Source organism: Streptomyces sp. NPDC002181 (genome assembly GCF_042890485.1).
Taxonomy (GTDB): domain Bacteria; phylum Actinomycetota; class Actinomycetes; order Streptomycetales; family Streptomycetaceae; genus Streptomyces.
In genome coordinates this window covers 193,002-209,248 of the sequence record NZ_JBIASC010000013.1, presented here as the reverse complement: position 1 = coordinate 209,248, position 16,247 = coordinate 193,002, and the positions used below count along the sequence as shown (strand labels likewise).

The window sequence follows — 16,247 nt, the reverse complement described above, 5'->3', positions numbered from 1 at the left end:
CCGACGGGCTCCGGGGCTACCAGATGCGGACCGAGCCGCCCCTGGCGAAGGCCGGGCTCGTGGCTTGCGGGGGGATCTCCTTCAGCGGTTCGGCTATCTCCGAGACCAGCGGGCCGTGCTTGGCCGCCGCCGCGTCCAGCAGGGCCAGGTCGAAGCCGTAGACGCGGGCCGCGTTGCCGCCCACCATCGCGGCCACCTCGTCCCTCGGGAGGCCCGCGTAGGCGATGCGGAGGCCCTCGCGGGAGAACGGGGTGGTGCCCTCGTCGTGGGGGTAGTCGCTGCCCCACATGATCTTGTCGAGGCCGATCCGGTCCCGCAGCGGGACCTCGTGCGGGCGCATGAAGCTGGCCCCCACGAAGCAGTTGTCCCGCCAGACCTCGCTCGGGCCCTTGCCCATCGACTCCGCCAGGCCCGCCCCGAACTTCGACTCCGCCGTCGCCGAGGCCGCGACCAGGCGGCCGTGGTAGTAGTCCAGCATGTCGAGCACGCCCGGGATCCAGCCCGAGCCCTGCTCCGTCAGGACCAGCTTCAGGCCCGGGTGGCGGCGGAAGGCCCCGCCGAAGACCAGGTGCCACAGGGCCCGGTGCGAGAACCAGGTCGTCTCCACCATGAAGACGGCCCGCGCGGCCGGTTCGTCGCCGAGCGGCGGCGACGCCGAACCGCCGTGGTGGTTGACCGGGACGTCCAGCTCGTCGCAGACCGCCCAGATCGGGTCGTACACCGCCGAGTACAGCTCGGGCACCGTCGAGCCCGGTGGGACGCCCGGCAGCAGGATGCCGCCCGTCAGACCGGCCTCCCGCGTGCGGCGGATCTCCTTCACCGCCGCGTCCACGTCGTTGAGGAGGATCTGGACCACGCCCGCCCGCCTGCCCGGCGCGTCGGCGCAGAACTCCGCCAGCCAGCGGTTGTGCGCCTGGAGCCCCGCCCAGCGCATCGCGTACTCCTCGGCCGTCGGCGGCTGGGCCATCAGCGAGGCCTTGGGGAAGAACGGCGGGATCGTGTTCGGGAAGACGACCTCCGCCACGATGCCGTCCGCCTCCAGCTCGGACAGCCGGCGCGCCGAGTTCCAGTTGCGGTCCGCCGTGTCCGCGAGGAGGTCCTCGTACGGGTTCACGTACGTGGCGGCCCAGGCGTCGAACTCCTCGTGGTACCGCTTCTCCAGGTACGGCTTGTAGTCCGGCAGGTCCGCGCCCGCGTGGCAGTCCGCCGAGATGACCGTGTACCGGTCGGCCTCCGTCATCGGGTCACCCCCAGCGACGGGAAGTCCTCGCCCGTCAGCCAGTGGCGGCCCGTCTCCCGCGAGCGGGCCCACGAGGCCTCCACCGCGGCCTGGTCGGCGGGCTGGCCCAGCTCCGCCGGGGTCGGGCCGATCCGCCGGGCGACCGGTGCCAGCTTCTGCGCGTCGAAGCCGAAGACGTCCGCCGCCGCCAGCCCCAGCATCCGGCGGGTCTCGCCGACCGGGATGTCGTGGAAGGTGTTCTTCAGCCAGGTCCGGGTGTTCGGCCAGGTCCCCTCGGGGTGCGGGAAGTCCGAGCCCCACAGGATGTTGTCCACGCCGATCTCGTAGCGCTGGGCGAGCTCGCGCCGCTTGGTGTTCGTCGCGCAGATGAACACCTGCCGGTCCAGGTACTCGCTCGGCGGGCGCTTGAGCTCCTCGAACGGCGACAGCTTCTTTCCGCCGTGCGCGCCGAGGTAGAGCCGGTCCATGAACCAGAGCTGGTTCGGCAGCCACCAGCAGCCCGACTCGGCGACGCCGAACTGCAGCCCGGGGTGGCGCTCGAAGACCCCCGACCAGAGCAGGAACCACAGCGGACGGGACGGCCACCACGTGACCTCGGAGACGAAGATGCCCAGGTGGTCGCCGTACTCGTGGCGCGGCGAGGACCCCGAGTGGGTGACGATCGGCATCCGCGTCTCGGCCGCCGCCGCCCACACCGGGTCGTAGCGGCGGTCGTGGTACGGCGCCTTGTCCACCCACATCGCGGGGATCATCAGGGCGCCGAGCCCGGACTCCTTGGCCCGGTGTATCTCGGCGACGACCTTGGACGGCTCGCCCGTGATGGGCAGCAGGGCGACCCCGCAGTGCCGTTCGGGGGTCTGGGAGACGAACTCCGCCAGCCAGCGGTTGTGCGCCTGCGCGCCCGCCATGCCGAGCTCGGGGTCCTGGTCGCCGGAGAGCCCGAGGCCCACCCCGAAGGGGGCGGCGGTCTGGCTGTCGACGGCATCGGCGTCGGGGAAGACGACCTCGCCGGCGACCCCGTCGCCGTCGAGCTCCTTGAGCCGCTGCCCGGTGTCCCAGCCTCCGCGCAGGCCTTCCTCGTGGTCGTGGAACCACTTCTCGGCGAAGGCCTCGTTGCGGACGCCGAGCTTCGTGGCCTCGGCGCGGCGGGCGTCGCGCTGGCCGAGGAACTCGTCGAACTGGGGGTGGAAGCGGGAGTCGAGGTACGGGCGGTACTGCTCGGTCGGCAGTCCCGCGTGGCAGTCGGAGGAGATGATCAGGTACGGGTCCTCGTACGTGCTGCTGTCGGTCACGGTCTCACTCACTGCAAACGCTCCTCAGTCGAGGATGAAGCTCTCCAGGTAGGCGGGGTCGGCGCGGTCGAGCATCGACTGCGACCGGGCGCGGATCTGCCGGTCGCTGTGCTCGCTCGCCGGGAGCATCCAGAAGCGGTCGGTGCGGATGCCGTCGACGACGTGCTCGGCGACCTCCTCGACCGGGGTGAATTCCACCGCGTGGCCGGCCTTCTTCATCGCGGCCTCGTACTGGTCGAGGCTGCGGTACGGGGTCTTGCGCGGCCGCTGCTTCGCGTACCGCTCGGGCCGGTTGCGGTGCGACTCCCACAGCCCGGTGCGCAGCATGTGCGGTCCGGGGAAGAGGACGGAGGCGCCGACCGGCGCGCGCTCGGCCTTGAGGTGGGCGTACAGCGACTCGGTCATGGTGACCACGGCCGCTTTGGTGACGGCGTAGACGGAGGCGGTGGGCAGCGGGGCGATGCCGCCGTCGCCGGAGGAGGTGTTGACGACGTGGCCGGGGCCGCCGCCCGCGATCATGCGCGGGACGAAGGCCTGGATGCCGTGGAAGACGCCCCAGACGTTGACGGAGAAGGCCCATTTCCAGTCGTTGGGCTCGTGTTCCCACATCCGGCCCTCGGCGCCGGAGCCGACGCCCGCGTTGTTGCAGAGGACGTGCACGGCGCCGAAGGTGTCGTACGCCGCGTCGGCGAGCGCGATGACGGAGTCGCGGTCGCTGACGTCGACGGGCCGGGCGAGCACCCGGGCGCCGTCGGCGGCCAGCTCGTCGGCGGCCTTGCGCAGGGCTCCTTCCTCCACGTCGGCGAGGACGACCTTCAGCCCCTCGGCGGCGAAGCGGCGGGCCATCGCGAGCCCGATGCCGCCGGCGGCGCCGGTGACGACGGCCACCTGTCCGGGTTCGAGCCGCACGTCACACGCTCCCTTCGGGCGGGCCGTCGAGGATCTGCATGGGGTCGTCGTAGCGCTGGTGGATGTACGGGAGGAGCGCCTGTGCGCTGACCCGCTCGACGACGCGGCCCTTCTGGTCGGTGGTCTTCTCCCCGATGGTGATCTCCACGATCCGGCGTACGGGGAGGTCGGCGACCGGGTCGAACATCGACTCGCGCAGGACCACGTCACCGGTGATGTGCTCCAGCTTGCGGACCTTCTCGTTGCGGGTGACGTGCACCAGCACCGGGTCGGCGTCGAAACCCGAACCGTCCACCGCCGGGAGGAACTTGAAGTAGAAGTCGGTCTTGGCGGCCGGCTCGGGCAGCGGCAGTGCGCGGTCCACCGCCCCGCGCACCTCGACGAACGCGATCCCGTGCCGGGCCAGGGAGGCCCGTACGACGAGGCCGTCGCGCTCCACGTCGACCTCGCCCAGCTTCTTCGGCTCGCCGAAGACCTCGCGGCCGCCGATCAGGGCCCGCTCGTGGGTCATCGGCATGACCAGCGGGTACCAGCCCTCGACCCCGCCGTGCTGCGCGGCGACCGCCACCGAGCCGGCGCCGAGGGGGTAGCCGGGCAGGTCGACCTTGCTGATGTTGGCCCGCACGAGGGGCCGCTCGGCGGGCTTGAGCGGCGGCGGCAGGACCGCCGCCACCACGTCCGGGTCGCTCTCCCAGACCGCCACCACTCCGGTGGACCAGATGTCGGGGAGCCGGGAACTCTTCTCGCGCGACGCCGTGATCTCGGCCTCGGTGCGCGCTCCGTACCGTACGCGTGCCATGTCTCGCGCCACCCTTCGGTAGGTTCTGTAACACAGTTACACCGCGACCGATGAAGGGTAAAGACCCCTGCACGGACGAGAACTGACGATTCGACAGATTGGCGGGAGACGGCCATGGCCAGAACCACGCTCACCCGTGACGAGGTGCTGGCGGCGGCCGCCTCGCTGGTCAAGCAGCACGGCCCGGCGGCCCTGACCATGCGCAAACTCGCCGCCGAGCTGGGCACGGCCGTGACGTCCATCTACTGGCACGTCGGCAACCGCGAATCCCTGCTCGACGCCCTCGTGGAGCGGACCGTCCAGGAGATGGGCGCGATACGGCCGGTCGGCCGCACCCCCGTCGAGCGGATCCTGTCCGTGGCCCGGATCCTGCGCCGCGAACTGCGCGAGCGGCCGCACCTGATCGCGATGGTCCACGAACGCGGCCTGACCGAGCGGATGTTCCTGCCGGCCCAGCAGGCCCTGGTCCACGAGGTGCACGCGGCCGGGCTGCGCGGGGCCCGGGCCGCCGACGCCGTGCGCGCGGTCCAGTTCCAGATCGTCGGGTACCTCCTCGTGGAGCGCAACCGCGAGCGCTCCCCCGCCCAGTCCCCGGCCGAGAGCGACCTCTGGGGCTCCCTCGGCGCACCCGGCGGGACCCCCGCCGCCGCCCCCGACGACCCGGAGCTCGCCCGCGCCCTGGCCCGGCCGGCCGACCCGGAGCGCCTGTTCCTGCTGTCCCTGCGCGCCCTCGTCCGCTCCCTGCTGGCGTCGCCGAACCCGCCCCTGCGGTAATCCGGTTTGCGGGCCCCGCGCCCGGGCCGGTCCGAACCCGCCGGGCACCGGGTGTCAGTGTGTGCCGATATCCTCTGTGACCATGCTCGACGACCGTACGACCGCAGAGACGACGTGGCCGACCGCGTACCCCGAGGGGTACGCGGTCGTCGACGTGGAGACGACCGGGCTCGCTCGCGACGACCGGATAATCTCCGCCGCCGTCTACCGGCTCGACGCGCAGGGCAATGTCGAGGACCACTGGTACACCCTGGTCAACCCGCAGCGTGATCCCGGCCCCGTCTGGATCCACGGGCTGACCAGCGACATGCTCCAGGACGCCCCGCTCTTCAAGGACATCGCCGAGGAGTTCGCGGGCCGGCTCGCGGACCGGGTGCTGGTCGCGCACAACGCCATGTTCGACTGGCAGATGATCGCCCGGGAGTACGCGCGGGCCGCCGAGACCGCGCCGGTCCGTCAGCGGCTGTGCACCATCGCGCTGTCGAAGGAGCTGAACCTCCCGCTGCCCAACCACAAGCTGGAATCGCTCGCCGCGCACTTCGGCGTGGTCCAGCAGCGCGCCCACCACGCCCTCGACGACGCCCGCGTGCTCGCGGAGGCGTTCCGTCCGTCCCTGCACGCCGCCGCGCGGGACGGCGTGCGGCTGCCCCTGCTGGAGTGCCGGCCGCTGACGGAGTGGTCGGATTCCCCCGTCACGCCGCGGATCGGCCGGCAGGCCTCGTACGGGAGCAACAGCTGGCGGCCCTCGCGCAAGCGGCCGCCGTGCCCGCACCCGAACCCGGGGCGCTTCGAGGACGGCGAACCGCTCAAGCAGGGCATGCGGATCGCCTTCTCGGGTGACACCTCGGTGGACCGGGAGCTGCTGGAGGACCGGGCGGTCGAGGCCGGGCTGCACGTCGCGACGAGCGTGTCGCGGCTCACGAGCCTGCTCGTGACGAACGACCCCGACTCGGCCACCTCCAAGACGGTCAAGGCGAAGTCCTTCGGTACGCCGGTGGTCGACGAGGCGGCCTTCACCCAACTGCTGCGGGACGTGGCTGCGGCAGACGGGTGAGCCTCGGGCGACTCGCCCGCCGCCCGCTTTCCCGTCCCGCCGGTCCGGTCCCACCCTGTGGCGCATGGCACGTTGTGAGGTCTGCGGAAACGATTACGGCATGTCCTTCGAGGTGCACGCGCAGGGCAGCGTGCACGTCTTCGACTGCTTCTCCTGCGCCATCCACCGCATGGCGCCCATCTGCGAGCACTGCCGGGTCCAGATCATCGGGCAGGGCGTCGAGGTCGAGGGCCAGTGGTACTGCGGGGCGCACTGCGCCCGCGCCGAGGGGAAGGTGGGCATCGTCGACCGCGTGTGACCCTCCTCTCCCCCTCCGCCCGCTCCCGTCTTCCCTCCCGACCCCGGACGGCCACCCGGCCGCCGGGGTCTTCGCGGCTGGGGGTACCGTCGTGGGCGTGTACCGCTTTGTGCTGACCCGGCAATGGGTGTGCCTCACCCTCATCGCCCTCGCCCTCATCCCCGCGATGATCAAGCTGGGGTTCTGGCAGTACCACCGCCATGAGCACCGGGTCGCGCAGAACCAGCTGATCGCGGGCAACCTGTCCGCGAAGCCGGTGCCGGTGACCGAGGTGACCTCCCCCGGCCACCGGGTCCCGCGGTCCGACTTCTGGCGTGCCGTCACCGCCACCGGCACCTACGACTCCGCGCACGAGGTCGTCGTGCGGATGCGCACCGACAACGACGAGAAGGTCGGCTTCCACGTCCTGACCCCGCTGGTGCTCGCCGACGGCCGGGTGGTCCTGGTCAACCGCGGCTGGGTGGCGGGCGGCGACGACCCGCGCGCGTACCCGCCCGTGCCGGCCGCGCCCTCGGGCGAGGTGACCGTCACCGGACGGCTGAAGGCCGACGAGACGAGCGGCGGCAGCGGCATCAAGGACCGCAAGGGCCTGCCGGACCGCCAGGTGATGCTGATCAGCAGCACGCAGCAGGCGGAGTACCTGGGCAAGCCCGTCCTCGGCGGCTACATGGAGCTCACCGCCCCGGCCCCGGCGGGCGGCAGCCCCGAGCCGATCGCCGATCCCGACCACGACTCGATCGGCCCGCACATGGCCTACGCCGTGCAGTGGTGGCTGTTCGCCGCGGCGGTGCCGGTGGGCTGGCTGGTGCTCGTACGGCGCGAGAAGCGCGACCGGGCGGCGGCCGCGGCGGCCGGCACCACCCCCGAGCGGGAGCCCCAGCCGACGGCGTAGCGTGTCGGGCATGGATCTTGGACTGAAAGACCGCGTCTACGTCGTCACCGGAGCCACCCGCGGCCTGGGCTTCGCCTCGGCCCGCGAACTGGCGGCGGACGGCGCGAAGGTGATCGTGACGGGCCGCGACGCGGCGCGCGCCGCCGAGGCGGCCGCCTCGCTGGGCCCGGACGCGGTGGGCATCGCCGCGGACAACGCCGACCCGCAGGCCGCGGCCGCCCTCGTCGCCACCGCGAAGGAGCGCTTCGGCCGCCTCGACGGCATCCTCATCAGCGTGGGCGGTCCCACCCCCGGCTTCGCGTCGACCAACACGGACGAGCAGTGGGCCGCGGCGTTCGAGTCGGTCTTCCTGGGCGCGGTACGGCTGGCCCGCGCGGCGGCGGCCGAGCTGGGCGAGGGCGGGGTCATCGGCTTCGTCCTGTCGGGCTCGGTCCACGAGCCGATCCCGGGCCTGACCATCTCGAACGGCCTGCGGCCAGGGCTGGCAGGCTTCGCCAAATCCCTGTCGGTGGAGCTCGGACCGCGCGGCATCCGCGTGGTCGGACTGCTCCCGGCACGGATCGACACCGACCGCGTCCGCGAGCTCGACGCCCTGTCGGGTGACGCGGCGGCGGCCCGGGCGGCCAACGAATCCGGCATTCCGCTGCGGCGCTACGGCACCCCGGAGGAGTTCGGCCGCTCGGCGGCCTTCCTGCTGTCGCCGGCGGCCTCGTACCTGACCGGCGTCATGCTCCCCGTCGACGGCGGCTCCCGCCACGGGTTCTGACGCCCCGCCCTCCGCCGGGCCGCCGCCTCAGGTGACGCGGCGGGCCCGGTGCGAGGTGATCCGGAAGCGGGCTTCCGCGGCCAGTTCGGGGAGCCCCGCCGACCTGCGGGCATGGTCGAGCACCGGCCCGGCCAGTCCCGCCAGGGCGTCGGCCGGCACCGCGTGCGGCTCCAGGTCCAGCTCCATCCGCAGCTTCGGCGTCCCTCGCCGGCGCCCGCGGCCCTGGCGGCCCCGCAGGACGGCACGGCACCGGGCGACCCCGTCCAGCGCGCCCGCCTCCGCGGCCACCGCCTCCTCCAGGGCCCGCCCGCGCAGCACCGCGTACGCCTCGTCGCCGGTGTCCACCACCAGCGTGGACAGCCGCGAGCGCCGCAGCTGCGCCAGCAGCCACCACAGGGCGAGCACCACGCACACCGCGAGCCCCGCCGCGACCGCCCACCACCAGCCGCCCTCGGCATGCCAGTACCGCTCGCGGGTCGCCGCCGACAGCAGCGGTTCGTGGCGGCCGCCGAGCGGCCGCAGAGCCGCCGCCAGGGCCGCGCCGACCGCCAGGAGCACGGCTCCGGTGATCCCGAGCAGGACGCGGTTCACGGCTCCGAGCATCCCGTCACCTCTTCCCGACGGGGGCCCGGGTGACCCGTACCCGCGGCTGCGGCGGGTACGCGAGGCCCAGTTCCCCGATGCCCACGGTGAGGACCTCCTCCAGGTCGGCCCGTACCTCGTCCAGCTCGCGGAAGTGCGACTGCGCCCGGACCTTCACGCGCGAGCGCCGCACCGCGACCCGCGCCGACCGCACTCCCGACACCTCCATCGCCCGGTCCCGCAGGACCAGCGCGGCCGCCTTGCGCTGCAGGCCGGCGCGGACCCCGCCCTGCGGGTCCGGCGGCCGCATCGAGAGGATCCGGCGCAGCCCCGGCGCCAGCGCGAGGAACAGGAGCAGTGCCCCGGCCACGGCGAGGACCCCGGCGGCGACGAGCACCCAAGGGTCCGAGGGGGTCTTCCGCCCCAGCTGGTCGGCGAGTTCCCGGCGCCATTGCATGCCGGGGCGGCCGGCCCGTACGGCGATCAGGTCGTAGAGGAACAGGCCCGCCACGCCGAGTACGGCCAGGGCCGTCAGCGCGGCGGGGATCCGCCGGGCGGAGCGGAAGCGGGCGATGTGGGCCGGGGCCGGGGCGTCGCCGGGGGCGGGGGCCGCTGCCCGGTCGGCGGGGGCGGGCGCCGTCACCGCAGCTTCCGGTCCCGCAGGGCGGCGGTGCGGGTGTGCGCGGAGTGCAGGTGCTCGATGTCGATGTCGACCTCGGGTACGGACATGGCGGCGCACTCCTCGACGCGGCGGACCACCTGGCGGCGTACGGCCGCGCACTGGGCGGCGAGATCGGAGGGGTAGTCGAGCTCCATGCTCACCCGTACGCGGGCGATGTCATGGTGCACGGTGACGGTGGCGTGCGGGGCGCCCTGGGCGGCACCGGCTCCCGGGGCTCCGGGCGGCCCGTCCCGCTGCGCGGCGAGCGCCTCCCGGGCGGCCTGGGCCGCGATCTTGGCGACGACCCGGTCGGCGATCCGGGTGGCCCCCCGTTCGGCGGGGGGCACCTGCGGCGGGGTGGACCGTGGCGTGGTCATCGGCGCCTCATCTGTCGCGGTCGCGGGGGCGGAAGAACTCGCCGGGCTCCAGGTCTCCGTCCAGGAACCGGCCGGCGATGAAGCCGACGGCGCCCAGCGCCGCCACCAGCAGGAAGGCCCCGAACCCGCCGAAGTACCCGGCGAACGCGAGCGCCATGCCGGCGAAGAGGCCGACGACAGCCATCCTCATGGGGCCTCCTTCACTGGATCCGGTGCTCCGGCTCCTCGTCGGGCTCGTCGGGCAGCTTGACGTCGCTGACCGCGATGTTGACCTCGACGACTTGCAGGCCCGTCATCCGCTCGACCTCGGAGATGACGTTCTCACGGACGGCCCGGGCCACGTCGCGGATCGACACGCCGTAATCGACGACGATCTCCAGGTCGAGGGCGGTCTGCACCTCGCCGACCTCGGCCTTGACCCCGCGCGTCACCGAGGACTTGGCCCCGCCCGGGACGCGGTCGCGGACGGCGCCGAAGGTGCGGGAGAGGCCGGTGCCGCTGCCCATGGCGTGGACGCCGACCACCTCGCGGGCGGCGAGCCCGGCGATCTTCTCGACCACCCCGTCGGCGATGGTGGTGCGGCCGCGTTCGGCCGGGTCGCGGGAGGCGCCCCCGGATGTGGATTCGGTCATCGCGTGTCCCTTCGCGCGGATGGACTCACTCCGCTCCACGGTAGACGCGCGGAGGCCATGGCGCTCTGGGACTACGCCGGTCGGCTCGGAACGGACCCCCGCCGACGCTTGACCTCAACTGCGGTTGAGGTCAGAGAGTGGGAGGCGATCAAGGCCGAACGGCCGCTTTCGGACAGGACAGGACAGGGGGCTCGCCATGCGGGCGATTCGGGTGGACGGGTACGGCGGTCCGGAGGTCCTGGTGTCGGTGGAACTGCCGGATCCGGTCCCGGGGCCGGGCGAGGTGGTGGTCCGGGCCGAGGCCGTGGACACGATCTTCGTGGAGACCCAGATCCGCGGGGGCTGGGGCGCGTCCTTCGGCATCCACCCGCCGTACGTGCCGGGCGGCGCGGCCGCGGGCACGGTCGTCGCCGTGGGCGAGGGGGTGGATCCGCTCTGGCGGGGCCGGCGCGTGGTGGCCGCCCCGGGCACGAAGGGAACCTACGCGGAACTGGTCCGCGTCCCGGTGGAACTGCTGGTCCCGGTACCCGACGGACTGGAGAGCGCGGAGGCGGCGGCGCTGGCGCACGACGGGGTGACCGGTTCGGGCATCGCCGAGGGCCTCGGCATCGGGGCGGGCGAGCGGGTGCTGATCCTGGGCGCGGCCGGCGGGATGGGCACGCTGCTGGTGCAGATCGCGGTGGCGGCGGGGGCGTACGTGGTGGGGGCGGCGCGGGGCGAGCGCAAACTGGCGCTCGTCCGGGAGCTGGGCGCGGACCGGGCGGTGGACTACTCGGAGCCGGACTGGACCGGGGCGGTCGGCGGCCCGGTGGACGTCCTGCTGGACGGGGTCGGCGGGGAGCTGGGCCTGGCCGCCTTCGGGCTGGTCCGCGACGGCGGGCGGGTCTCGGCGCACGGAGCCCCGAGCGGCGGCTTCACCGCGCTGGACTCCGCCGAGGCGGAGCGGCGCGGGATCGCGCTGCGCGGGATCGCGGAGGTCCAGTTCCGGCCGGCGGAAATCACCCGGCTGGCGGGCTTCGCCCTGGCCGAGGCCGCGGCCGGGCGGCTGCGCCCGGTGATCGCGCGGAAGTTCCCGCTGGCGGAGGCCGCGGACGCCCACCGCGCGATCGAGGCGCGCGCCATCCCGGGCAAGGCCCTCCTGATCCCCTGACGGGGGCTCGGTTTCGGGGGCTCAGCCCCCGAAACCCCGTGCCCGCGTCAGCGCCGGATCAGTCCGAGAGGCCCGCGAGGTCGCGCAGGCGGCGGGCCTGGGCGGCGCGCTCCGCCGAGCGCTGGGCGTCGTACGGGCGGGATCCGGCCTCGCGGAGCAGCGCCTTCGTCTCGATCACGGCATCGCGCGGCGGTGCCAGCAGCGCCGTCGTGAGGTCCTGCACGGCCGCGTCCAGCTCATCGGCCGGTACGACGAGGTTGGCCAGCCCGATCCGCTCGGCCTCCTCGGCGTGCACGAAGCGGCCCGTCGCGCAGATCTCCAGCGCGCGGGCATAGCCGACGAGCGAGGTCAGCGGCTGCGTCCCGGCCAGGTCGGGCACGAGACCCAGGCTGGTCTCGCGCATGGCGAACTGCACGTCGTCGGCGACCACGCGCAGGTCACACCCCAGCGCGAGCTGGAAGCCGGCACCGATCGCATGGCCCTGTACGGCGGCGATGGAGACGATGTCGTTGCGCCGCCACCAGGTGAACGCCTCCTGGTACTCGGCGATGGTGGAGTCGAGCAGCTCGTCCGAGCCGCGCGCCAGATCGAGGAAGGACGGCTCACCCTCGAAACCCTCGGGAGTGAACGCCTGCCGGTCGAGTCCGGCGGAGAAGGACTTGCCCTCACCGCGCAGCACCACGACCCGGACGGTGCCCGGCAACGACCTTCCGGCCTCCGCCAACGCCCGCCAGAGCGCGGGGGACTGAGCGTTTCGCTTGGCCGGATTGGTCAGTGTCACCGTCGCGACCGAGTCGTCCACGGTGAGCCGTACGCCGTCCTTGTCGAGCAGAGCCATCGGTGTGCCTCCGGTGTGCAGTCGGCCGCAATCCCGGCCTAAGTGACTGCACAGTAACCACCCGGTCGGCCGGAGGGCCGACCGGGGGTCACCGAAGGAACTACGGTGTGGGCAGGCGAGCGTGATCCACCCCGGCCCCGGGCCTGACGGCCTGGATGGGGGTCGGTCAGGCCGTAGCCGCCTTCTTGCCGCGCGTCGCGCCACCGCGACCACGCAGAATGACTCCGGACTCACTGAGCATCCGGTGGACGAACCCGTAAGACCGGCCGGTTTCCTCGGCCAGTGCACGGATACTCGCACCGGAGTCGTACTTCTTCTTCAGGTCTGCCGCGAGCTTGTCGCGCGCGGCGCCGGTTACCCGGCTGCCCTTCTTCAGAGTCTCGGCCACCCGTGCCTCCTCATGGGAAGTGCGCTCTGGACTTCTCATGATCACCCCTCCCCGGCTTCCTGGCCACCCATTCAGCAAGGTCGGTACGACGACATTTCCCGAGCGGTGGACACACCAGCAGAACGGAATCTCCTCTTCCGCTGCATGATGTCCGTCACACTTCTCCACCCTCACCGGGAATCTCCAGGTCAGGGGCCGGACGGCAAAAAACTGCGGCCCCGGACGCGTACCCGGACGGGCACGGCCGGGGCCGTCGTACAGAGCGCAGGGGTACGAGACCGTCTCACTCAGATGATGGATCACGCCTGAGCCGAATGATCCATAAGGAACTGGATCACCGGCTCCGGGAGGATCAGGCGAGGGCGACGAGGTCCCGGTAGTCCGGGCCCCAGAGGTCCTCGACGCCGTCCGGGAGCAGGATGATCCGCTCCGGCTCCAGCGCCTCGACGGCGCCCTCGTCGTGCGTGACGAGGATGACCGCGCCCTTGTACGTGCGCAGCGCGCCCAGGATCTCCTCGCGGCTCGCCGGGTCCAGGTTGTTCGTGGGCTCGTCGAGGAGCAGCACGTTCGCCGAGGAGACGACCAGCGTCGCCAGGGCCAGACGGGTCTTCTCGCCGCCGGAGAGCACCCCGGCCGGCTTGTCGACGTCGTCGCCGGAGAACAGGAAGGAGCCGAGGGTCTTGCGCACGGCGACCAGGTCCAGGTCGGGCGCGGAGGAGCGCATGTTCTCCAGGACCGAGCGCTCCGGGTCCAGGGTCTCGTGCTCCTGGGCGTAGTAGCCCAGCTTGAGGCCGTGGCCGGGGACGACCGTGCCGGTGTCCGGCTTCTCGGTGCCCGCGAGGAGGCGCAGCAGCGTGGTCTTGCCGGCGCCGTTGAGGCCGAGGATGACGACGCGGGAGCCCTTGTCGATCGCCAGGTCGACGTCGGTGAAGATCTCCAGGGAGCCGTACGACTTCGAGAGCCCCTCGGCGGTCAGCGGGGTCTTGCCGCAGGGCGCCGGGTCCGGGAAGCGCAGCTTGGCGACCTTGTCGGAGACGCGGACGGCGTCCAGGCCGGCGAGCAGGCGGTCGGCGCGCTTGGCCATGTTCTGGGCGGCGACGGTCTTCGTCGCCTTGGCGCGCATCTTGTCGGCCTGCGAGTTCAGGGCCGCGGCCTTCTTCTCCGCGTTCTGGCGCTCGCGCTTGCGGCGCTTCTCGTCGGCCTCGCGCTGCTGCTGGTAGAGCTTCCAGCCCATGTTGTAGATGTCGATGACCGAGCGGTTGGCGTCCAGGTAGAAGACCTTGTTCACCACGGTCTCGACCAGGTCGACGTCATGGGAGATCACGACGAAGCCGCCGCGGTAGTTCTTCAGGTAGTCGCGCAGCCAGACGATCGAGTCGGCGTCGAGGTGGTTCGTGGGCTCGTCGAGGAGCAGCGTGTCGGCGTCCGAGAAGAGGATGCGGGCGAGCTCGACGCGGCGGCGCTGGCCGCCGGAGAGGGTGTGCAGCGGCTGGCCGAGGACCCGGTCGGGCAGGCTGAGGGCGGCGGAGATGGTCGCGGCCTCGGACTCGGCGGCGTAGCCGCCCTTGGTGAGGAACTCGGTCTCCTGGCGCTCGTACTGCTTGAGCGCCTTCTCGCGGGTGCCGCCGGAGCCGGTGGCGATGCGCTCCTCGTTCATGCGCATCTTCTTGAGCAGGACGTCGAGGCCGCGGGCGGAGAGGATCCGGTCGCGGGCCAGGATGTCGAGGTCGCCGGTGCGCGGGTCCTGCGGGAGGTAGCCGACCTCGCCCGAGCGGGTGATGGAGCCGCCCGCGGGCTGGCCCTCGCCGGCGAGGCACTTGGTGAGCGTGGTCTTGCCGGCTCCGTTGCGGCCGACCAGGCCGATGCGGTCGCCCTTGGCGATGCGGAAGGAAGCGGACTCGATGAGGACGCGGGCGCCGGCGCGCAGCTCGACGCCGGTGGCGGTGATCACGGAAATACTCCAGGGCGGGGGGACGGCGGAAGGGGGGCAGGACGCGATGCTTCGACGCCGCTAATCCGCGAGGAGATTTGCCATGGGATTCATTCTACCGGGGGTGCGCAACCAGTTTTCGGGGCGTCCGGCCCTTGACATGTCCCCCGTTCGGCTTACGGACGGCCCCGGAGGGGCGGGGCGCGTATCAGGATGGACCGGGCGATACTCGCCGCAGGGGCGGCCACGGTGAATCGAGGCGGTGCGGGATGCAGTTCGACGACGACGCCAATCTGGACACCTCCGACGTCAAGGACGTGCGCGGCAGCCGCGTTCCGGGCGGGCGGGCGACGATCGGCGGCGGGATCGCGGGGCTGATCGCGCTGGTCCTCGGGCTGCTCTTCGGCGTGGGACCGGACCAGCTGGGGCTGTCCTCCGGGAACCCGGAGCCGGCGGCGACCTCCTCGTCCGTCAGCGAGGTGCAGCAGAGCTGCAGGACCGGGCGGGACGCGAACACCCGCGACGACTGCCGGCTGGTCGCGGTCGTCAACAGCACCCAGGACTTCTGGAAGAACGAGTTCACCCGGCGCGGCGGCCGCTACAGCCCGGCGTCCACGGTCTTCTTCAAGGACCGCGTGAACACCGCGTGCGGCGCCGCCACGAAGGCGGTCGGCCCCTTCTACTGCCCCACCGACCGGCAGGTCTACCTGGACCTGGGCTTCTTCGAGGACCTGCGGACGAAGTTCGGCGCGAGCGGCGGCCCCTTCGCCCAGGCCTACGTCGTCGCCCACGAGTACGGGCACCACATCCAGAACCTGACCGGCACCCTGGAGAAGGCCCAGGACGGACAGCAGGGCGCGAACAGCAACGCGGTCAAGGTCGAGCTCCAGGCCGACTGCTACGCCGGGGTGTGGGCGCACAACGCGACGCGGACCCCCGACCGGGCCACCGGCCGCCCGCTGCTCACCCGCCTCACCGACGAGGACATCAAGGACGGCCTGAACGCGGCGGCCGCGGTCGGCGACGACCGGATCCAGGAGAAGTTCCAGGGCCGGGTGACCCCGGAGTCGTGGACGCACGGCTCCGCGCAGCAGCGCCAGCAGTGGTTCTACCAGGGGTACCGCACGGGCGACATGGCCCAGTGCAACACCTTCCGCTGACTGTCGGCGGCGCCTGCCATGCTGTGACACAGGTCACCGTCACGAGAGGGAGTGGTCGTCATGACAGGCGTTCCGTCCATCTGTCCCACGCTGCGGTACGGCGACGCGAAGGCGGCCGTCAAGCTGCTGACCGAGGCCTTCGGCTTCAGCCAGGTCGCGGTGTACGAGGGCGAGGACGGCTCGGTGATGCACGCGGAGCTGGCGTACGGCAACGGCCTGGTGATGCTCGGCAGCAAAGGCACCGGCAGCGTCTTCGACAAGGCCATGGGGGACGGCGGGCCCGTGGGGGTCTACGTGGTGGTCGACGATGTCGACGCGCACCACCGGCGGGCCGCGGAGCACGGTGTGGAGATCCTCATGGAGCCCACCGACCAGGACTACGGGTCCCGCGACTACATGGCCCGCGACGCCGAGGGCAACATCTGGAGTTTCGGGACGTACGCACCGCAGGTCTGAGACCCGCGGCGCGTCCCCGTTCCTCCGTGCGCGGCCCCGCCGCTGCGGG

At 72.6% G+C, this 16,247-nt stretch carries 20 protein-coding genes; 8 read left to right on the top strand and 12 right to left on the bottom strand.

Annotated elements, in window-relative coordinates:
• Positions 1–16: 16 nt before the first annotated feature.
• Genes ACFYXV_RS27975 through ACFYXV_RS27960 form a run of 4 tightly spaced genes read right to left on the bottom strand, consistent with a single transcriptional unit; the run spans position 17 to position 4,240 of the window.
• Positions 17–1,240 carry an amidohydrolase family protein gene (locus ACFYXV_RS27975; RefSeq protein ID WP_389384321.1) on the bottom strand — a complete coding sequence of 408 codons (1,224 nt, stop codon included), beginning with the start codon at positions 1,238–1,240 and terminating at the stop codon, positions 17–19.
• Positions 1,237–2,544 (bottom strand): amidohydrolase family protein, encoded by a 1,308-nt coding sequence (locus ACFYXV_RS27970; RefSeq protein WP_385467699.1) that lies wholly within the window; start codon positions 2,542–2,544, stop codon positions 1,237–1,239. The genes ACFYXV_RS27975 and ACFYXV_RS27970 overlap by 4 nt, the downstream gene beginning before the upstream one ends.
• 12 nt (positions 2,545–2,556) lie before the next feature.
• Positions 2,557–3,441, bottom strand: a complete 885-nt coding sequence (locus ACFYXV_RS27965; protein ID WP_389384320.1) for an SDR family NAD(P)-dependent oxidoreductase — start codon at positions 3,439–3,441, stop codon at positions 2,557–2,559.
• A gap of 1 nt (position 3,442) precedes the next feature.
• Positions 3,443–4,240, bottom strand: a complete 798-nt coding sequence (locus ACFYXV_RS27960; RefSeq protein ID WP_385467693.1) for an acetoacetate decarboxylase family protein — start codon at positions 4,238–4,240, stop codon at positions 3,443–3,445.
• Between the two features lie 114 nt (positions 4,241–4,354).
• Here ACFYXV_RS27960 and ACFYXV_RS27955 point away from each other — a divergent pair, with 114 nt between their 5' ends.
• The 5 genes from ACFYXV_RS27955 (at position 4,355) to ACFYXV_RS27935 (ending at position 8,024) form a co-directional block, all read left to right on the top strand.
• The gene (locus ACFYXV_RS27955) at positions 4,355–5,014 is read left to right on the top strand and encodes a TetR/AcrR family transcriptional regulator (protein WP_385467690.1); all 660 of its coding nucleotides are present in this window, start codon (positions 4,355–4,357) and stop codon (positions 5,012–5,014) included.
• Between the two features lie 76 nt (positions 5,015–5,090).
• A complete protein-coding gene (locus ACFYXV_RS27950; RefSeq protein WP_385467721.1) occupies positions 5,091–6,068 on the top strand; it encodes a DEDDh family exonuclease in 978 nt (325 codons plus the stop codon).
• Between the two features lie 64 nt (positions 6,069–6,132).
• A complete protein-coding gene (locus ACFYXV_RS27945) occupies positions 6,133–6,366 on the top strand; it encodes a hypothetical protein (protein ID WP_078622409.1) in 234 nt (77 codons plus the stop codon).
• Positions 6,367–6,463: 97 nt separating this feature from the next.
• Positions 6,464–7,258 (top strand): SURF1 family protein, encoded by a 795-nt coding sequence (locus tag ACFYXV_RS27940; RefSeq protein ID WP_389384319.1) that lies wholly within the window; start codon positions 6,464–6,466, stop codon positions 7,256–7,258.
• Between the two features lie 10 nt (positions 7,259–7,268).
• Entirely contained in the window at positions 7,269–8,024 is a 756-nt protein-coding gene (locus ACFYXV_RS27935; RefSeq protein ID WP_383346925.1) for an SDR family oxidoreductase, read from the top strand.
• Between the two features lie 27 nt (positions 8,025–8,051).
• Here ACFYXV_RS27935 and ACFYXV_RS27930 read toward each other — a convergent pair whose 3' ends face one another.
• The 5 genes from ACFYXV_RS27930 to ACFYXV_RS27910 are packed head-to-tail and all read right to left on the bottom strand — an operon-like array spanning position 8,052 to position 10,276.
• A complete protein-coding gene (locus ACFYXV_RS27930) occupies positions 8,052–8,627 on the bottom strand; it encodes an alkaline shock response membrane anchor protein AmaP (RefSeq protein WP_385467685.1) in 576 nt (191 codons plus the stop codon).
• A 4-nt stretch (positions 8,628–8,631) separates the two neighbouring features.
• Complete coding sequence (locus tag ACFYXV_RS27925; RefSeq protein WP_389384318.1) at positions 8,632–9,249, bottom strand: DUF6286 domain-containing protein; 618 nt, start codon at positions 9,247–9,249, stop codon at positions 8,632–8,634.
• Positions 9,246–9,644, bottom strand: a complete 399-nt coding sequence (locus tag ACFYXV_RS27920) for a hypothetical protein (protein ID WP_385467679.1) — start codon at positions 9,642–9,644, stop codon at positions 9,246–9,248. Before ACFYXV_RS27920 ends, ACFYXV_RS27925 begins: the two co-directional genes overlap by 4 nt.
• A gap of 7 nt (positions 9,645–9,651) precedes the next feature.
• Complete coding sequence (locus ACFYXV_RS27915) at positions 9,652–9,834, bottom strand: hypothetical protein (RefSeq protein WP_383346913.1); 183 nt, start codon at positions 9,832–9,834, stop codon at positions 9,652–9,654.
• A 10-nt stretch (positions 9,835–9,844) separates the two neighbouring features.
• The gene (locus ACFYXV_RS27910) at positions 9,845–10,276 is read right to left on the bottom strand and encodes an Asp23/Gls24 family envelope stress response protein (RefSeq protein ID WP_383346910.1); all 432 of its coding nucleotides are present in this window, start codon (positions 10,274–10,276) and stop codon (positions 9,845–9,847) included.
• 196 nt (positions 10,277–10,472) lie between these two features.
• Between ACFYXV_RS27910 and ACFYXV_RS27905 the strand changes: the two genes are divergently transcribed.
• The gene (locus tag ACFYXV_RS27905; RefSeq protein ID WP_385467676.1) at positions 10,473–11,426 is read left to right on the top strand and encodes a zinc-binding dehydrogenase; all 954 of its coding nucleotides are present in this window, start codon (positions 10,473–10,475) and stop codon (positions 11,424–11,426) included.
• A 58-nt stretch (positions 11,427–11,484) separates the two neighbouring features.
• Here ACFYXV_RS27905 and ACFYXV_RS27900 read toward each other — a convergent pair whose 3' ends face one another.
• The 3 genes from ACFYXV_RS27900 to ACFYXV_RS27890 form a co-directional block, all read right to left on the bottom strand.
• On the bottom strand, positions 11,485–12,264 hold the full coding sequence (locus ACFYXV_RS27900; RefSeq protein ID WP_383346905.1) for an enoyl-CoA hydratase/isomerase family protein: 780 nt from the start codon (positions 12,262–12,264) through the stop codon (positions 11,485–11,487).
• Between the two features lie 166 nt (positions 12,265–12,430).
• A complete protein-coding gene (locus tag ACFYXV_RS27895; RefSeq protein ID WP_048476734.1) occupies positions 12,431–12,652 on the bottom strand; it encodes a helix-turn-helix domain-containing protein in 222 nt (73 codons plus the stop codon).
• A gap of 352 nt (positions 12,653–13,004) precedes the next feature.
• A complete protein-coding gene (locus ACFYXV_RS27890) occupies positions 13,005–14,603 on the bottom strand; it encodes an ABC-F family ATP-binding cassette domain-containing protein (RefSeq protein ID WP_383346902.1) in 1,599 nt (532 codons plus the stop codon).
• Between the two features lie 248 nt (positions 14,604–14,851).
• Between ACFYXV_RS27890 and ACFYXV_RS27885 the strand changes: the two genes are divergently transcribed.
• Together ACFYXV_RS27885 and ACFYXV_RS27880 are read left to right on the top strand one after the other, a co-directional pair.
• The gene (locus ACFYXV_RS27885) at positions 14,852–15,742 is read left to right on the top strand and encodes a neutral zinc metallopeptidase (RefSeq protein ID WP_385467671.1); all 891 of its coding nucleotides are present in this window, start codon (positions 14,852–14,854) and stop codon (positions 15,740–15,742) included.
• 60 nt (positions 15,743–15,802) lie between these two features.
• Positions 15,803–16,198 carry a VOC family protein gene (locus ACFYXV_RS27880; protein ID WP_385467668.1) on the top strand — a complete coding sequence of 132 codons (396 nt, stop codon included), beginning with the start codon at positions 15,803–15,805 and terminating at the stop codon, positions 16,196–16,198.
• The last annotated feature ends 49 nt before the right edge of the window (positions 16,199–16,247 follow it).

Bases quoted from the DNA above. Each gene is read 5' to 3' on its own strand.
- ACFYXV_RS27935 (WP_383346925.1), top strand. From the start codon at position 7,269: ATGGATCTTGGACTGAAAGACCGCGTCTACGTCGTCACCGGAGCCACC.
- ACFYXV_RS27920 (WP_385467679.1), bottom strand. From the start codon at position 9,644: ATGACCACGCCACGGTCCACCCCGCCGCAGGTGCCCCCCGCCGAACGG.
- ACFYXV_RS27975 (WP_389384321.1), bottom strand. From the start codon at position 1,240: ATGACGGAGGCCGACCGGTACACGGTCATCTCGGCGGACTGCCACGCG.
- ACFYXV_RS27930 (WP_385467685.1), bottom strand. From the start codon at position 8,627: ATGCTCGGAGCCGTGAACCGCGTCCTGCTCGGGATCACCGGAGCCGTG.
- ACFYXV_RS27960 (WP_385467693.1), bottom strand. From the start codon at position 4,240: ATGGCACGCGTACGGTACGGAGCGCGCACCGAGGCCGAGATCACGGCG.
- ACFYXV_RS27885 (WP_385467671.1), top strand. From the start codon at position 14,852: ATGCAGTTCGACGACGACGCCAATCTGGACACCTCCGACGTCAAGGAC.
- ACFYXV_RS27945 (WP_078622409.1), top strand. From the start codon at position 6,133: ATGGCACGTTGTGAGGTCTGCGGAAACGATTACGGCATGTCCTTCGAG.
- ACFYXV_RS27910 (WP_383346910.1), bottom strand. From the start codon at position 10,276: ATGACCGAATCCACATCCGGGGGCGCCTCCCGCGACCCGGCCGAACGC.
- ACFYXV_RS27955 (WP_385467690.1), top strand. From the start codon at position 4,355: ATGGCCAGAACCACGCTCACCCGTGACGAGGTGCTGGCGGCGGCCGCC.
- ACFYXV_RS27880 (WP_385467668.1), top strand. From the start codon at position 15,803: ATGACAGGCGTTCCGTCCATCTGTCCCACGCTGCGGTACGGCGACGCG.
- ACFYXV_RS27905 (WP_385467676.1), top strand. From the start codon at position 10,473: ATGCGGGCGATTCGGGTGGACGGGTACGGCGGTCCGGAGGTCCTGGTG.
- ACFYXV_RS27900 (WP_383346905.1), bottom strand. From the start codon at position 12,264: ATGGCTCTGCTCGACAAGGACGGCGTACGGCTCACCGTGGACGACTCG.
- ACFYXV_RS27915 (WP_383346913.1), bottom strand. From the start codon at position 9,834: ATGAGGATGGCTGTCGTCGGCCTCTTCGCCGGCATGGCGCTCGCGTTC.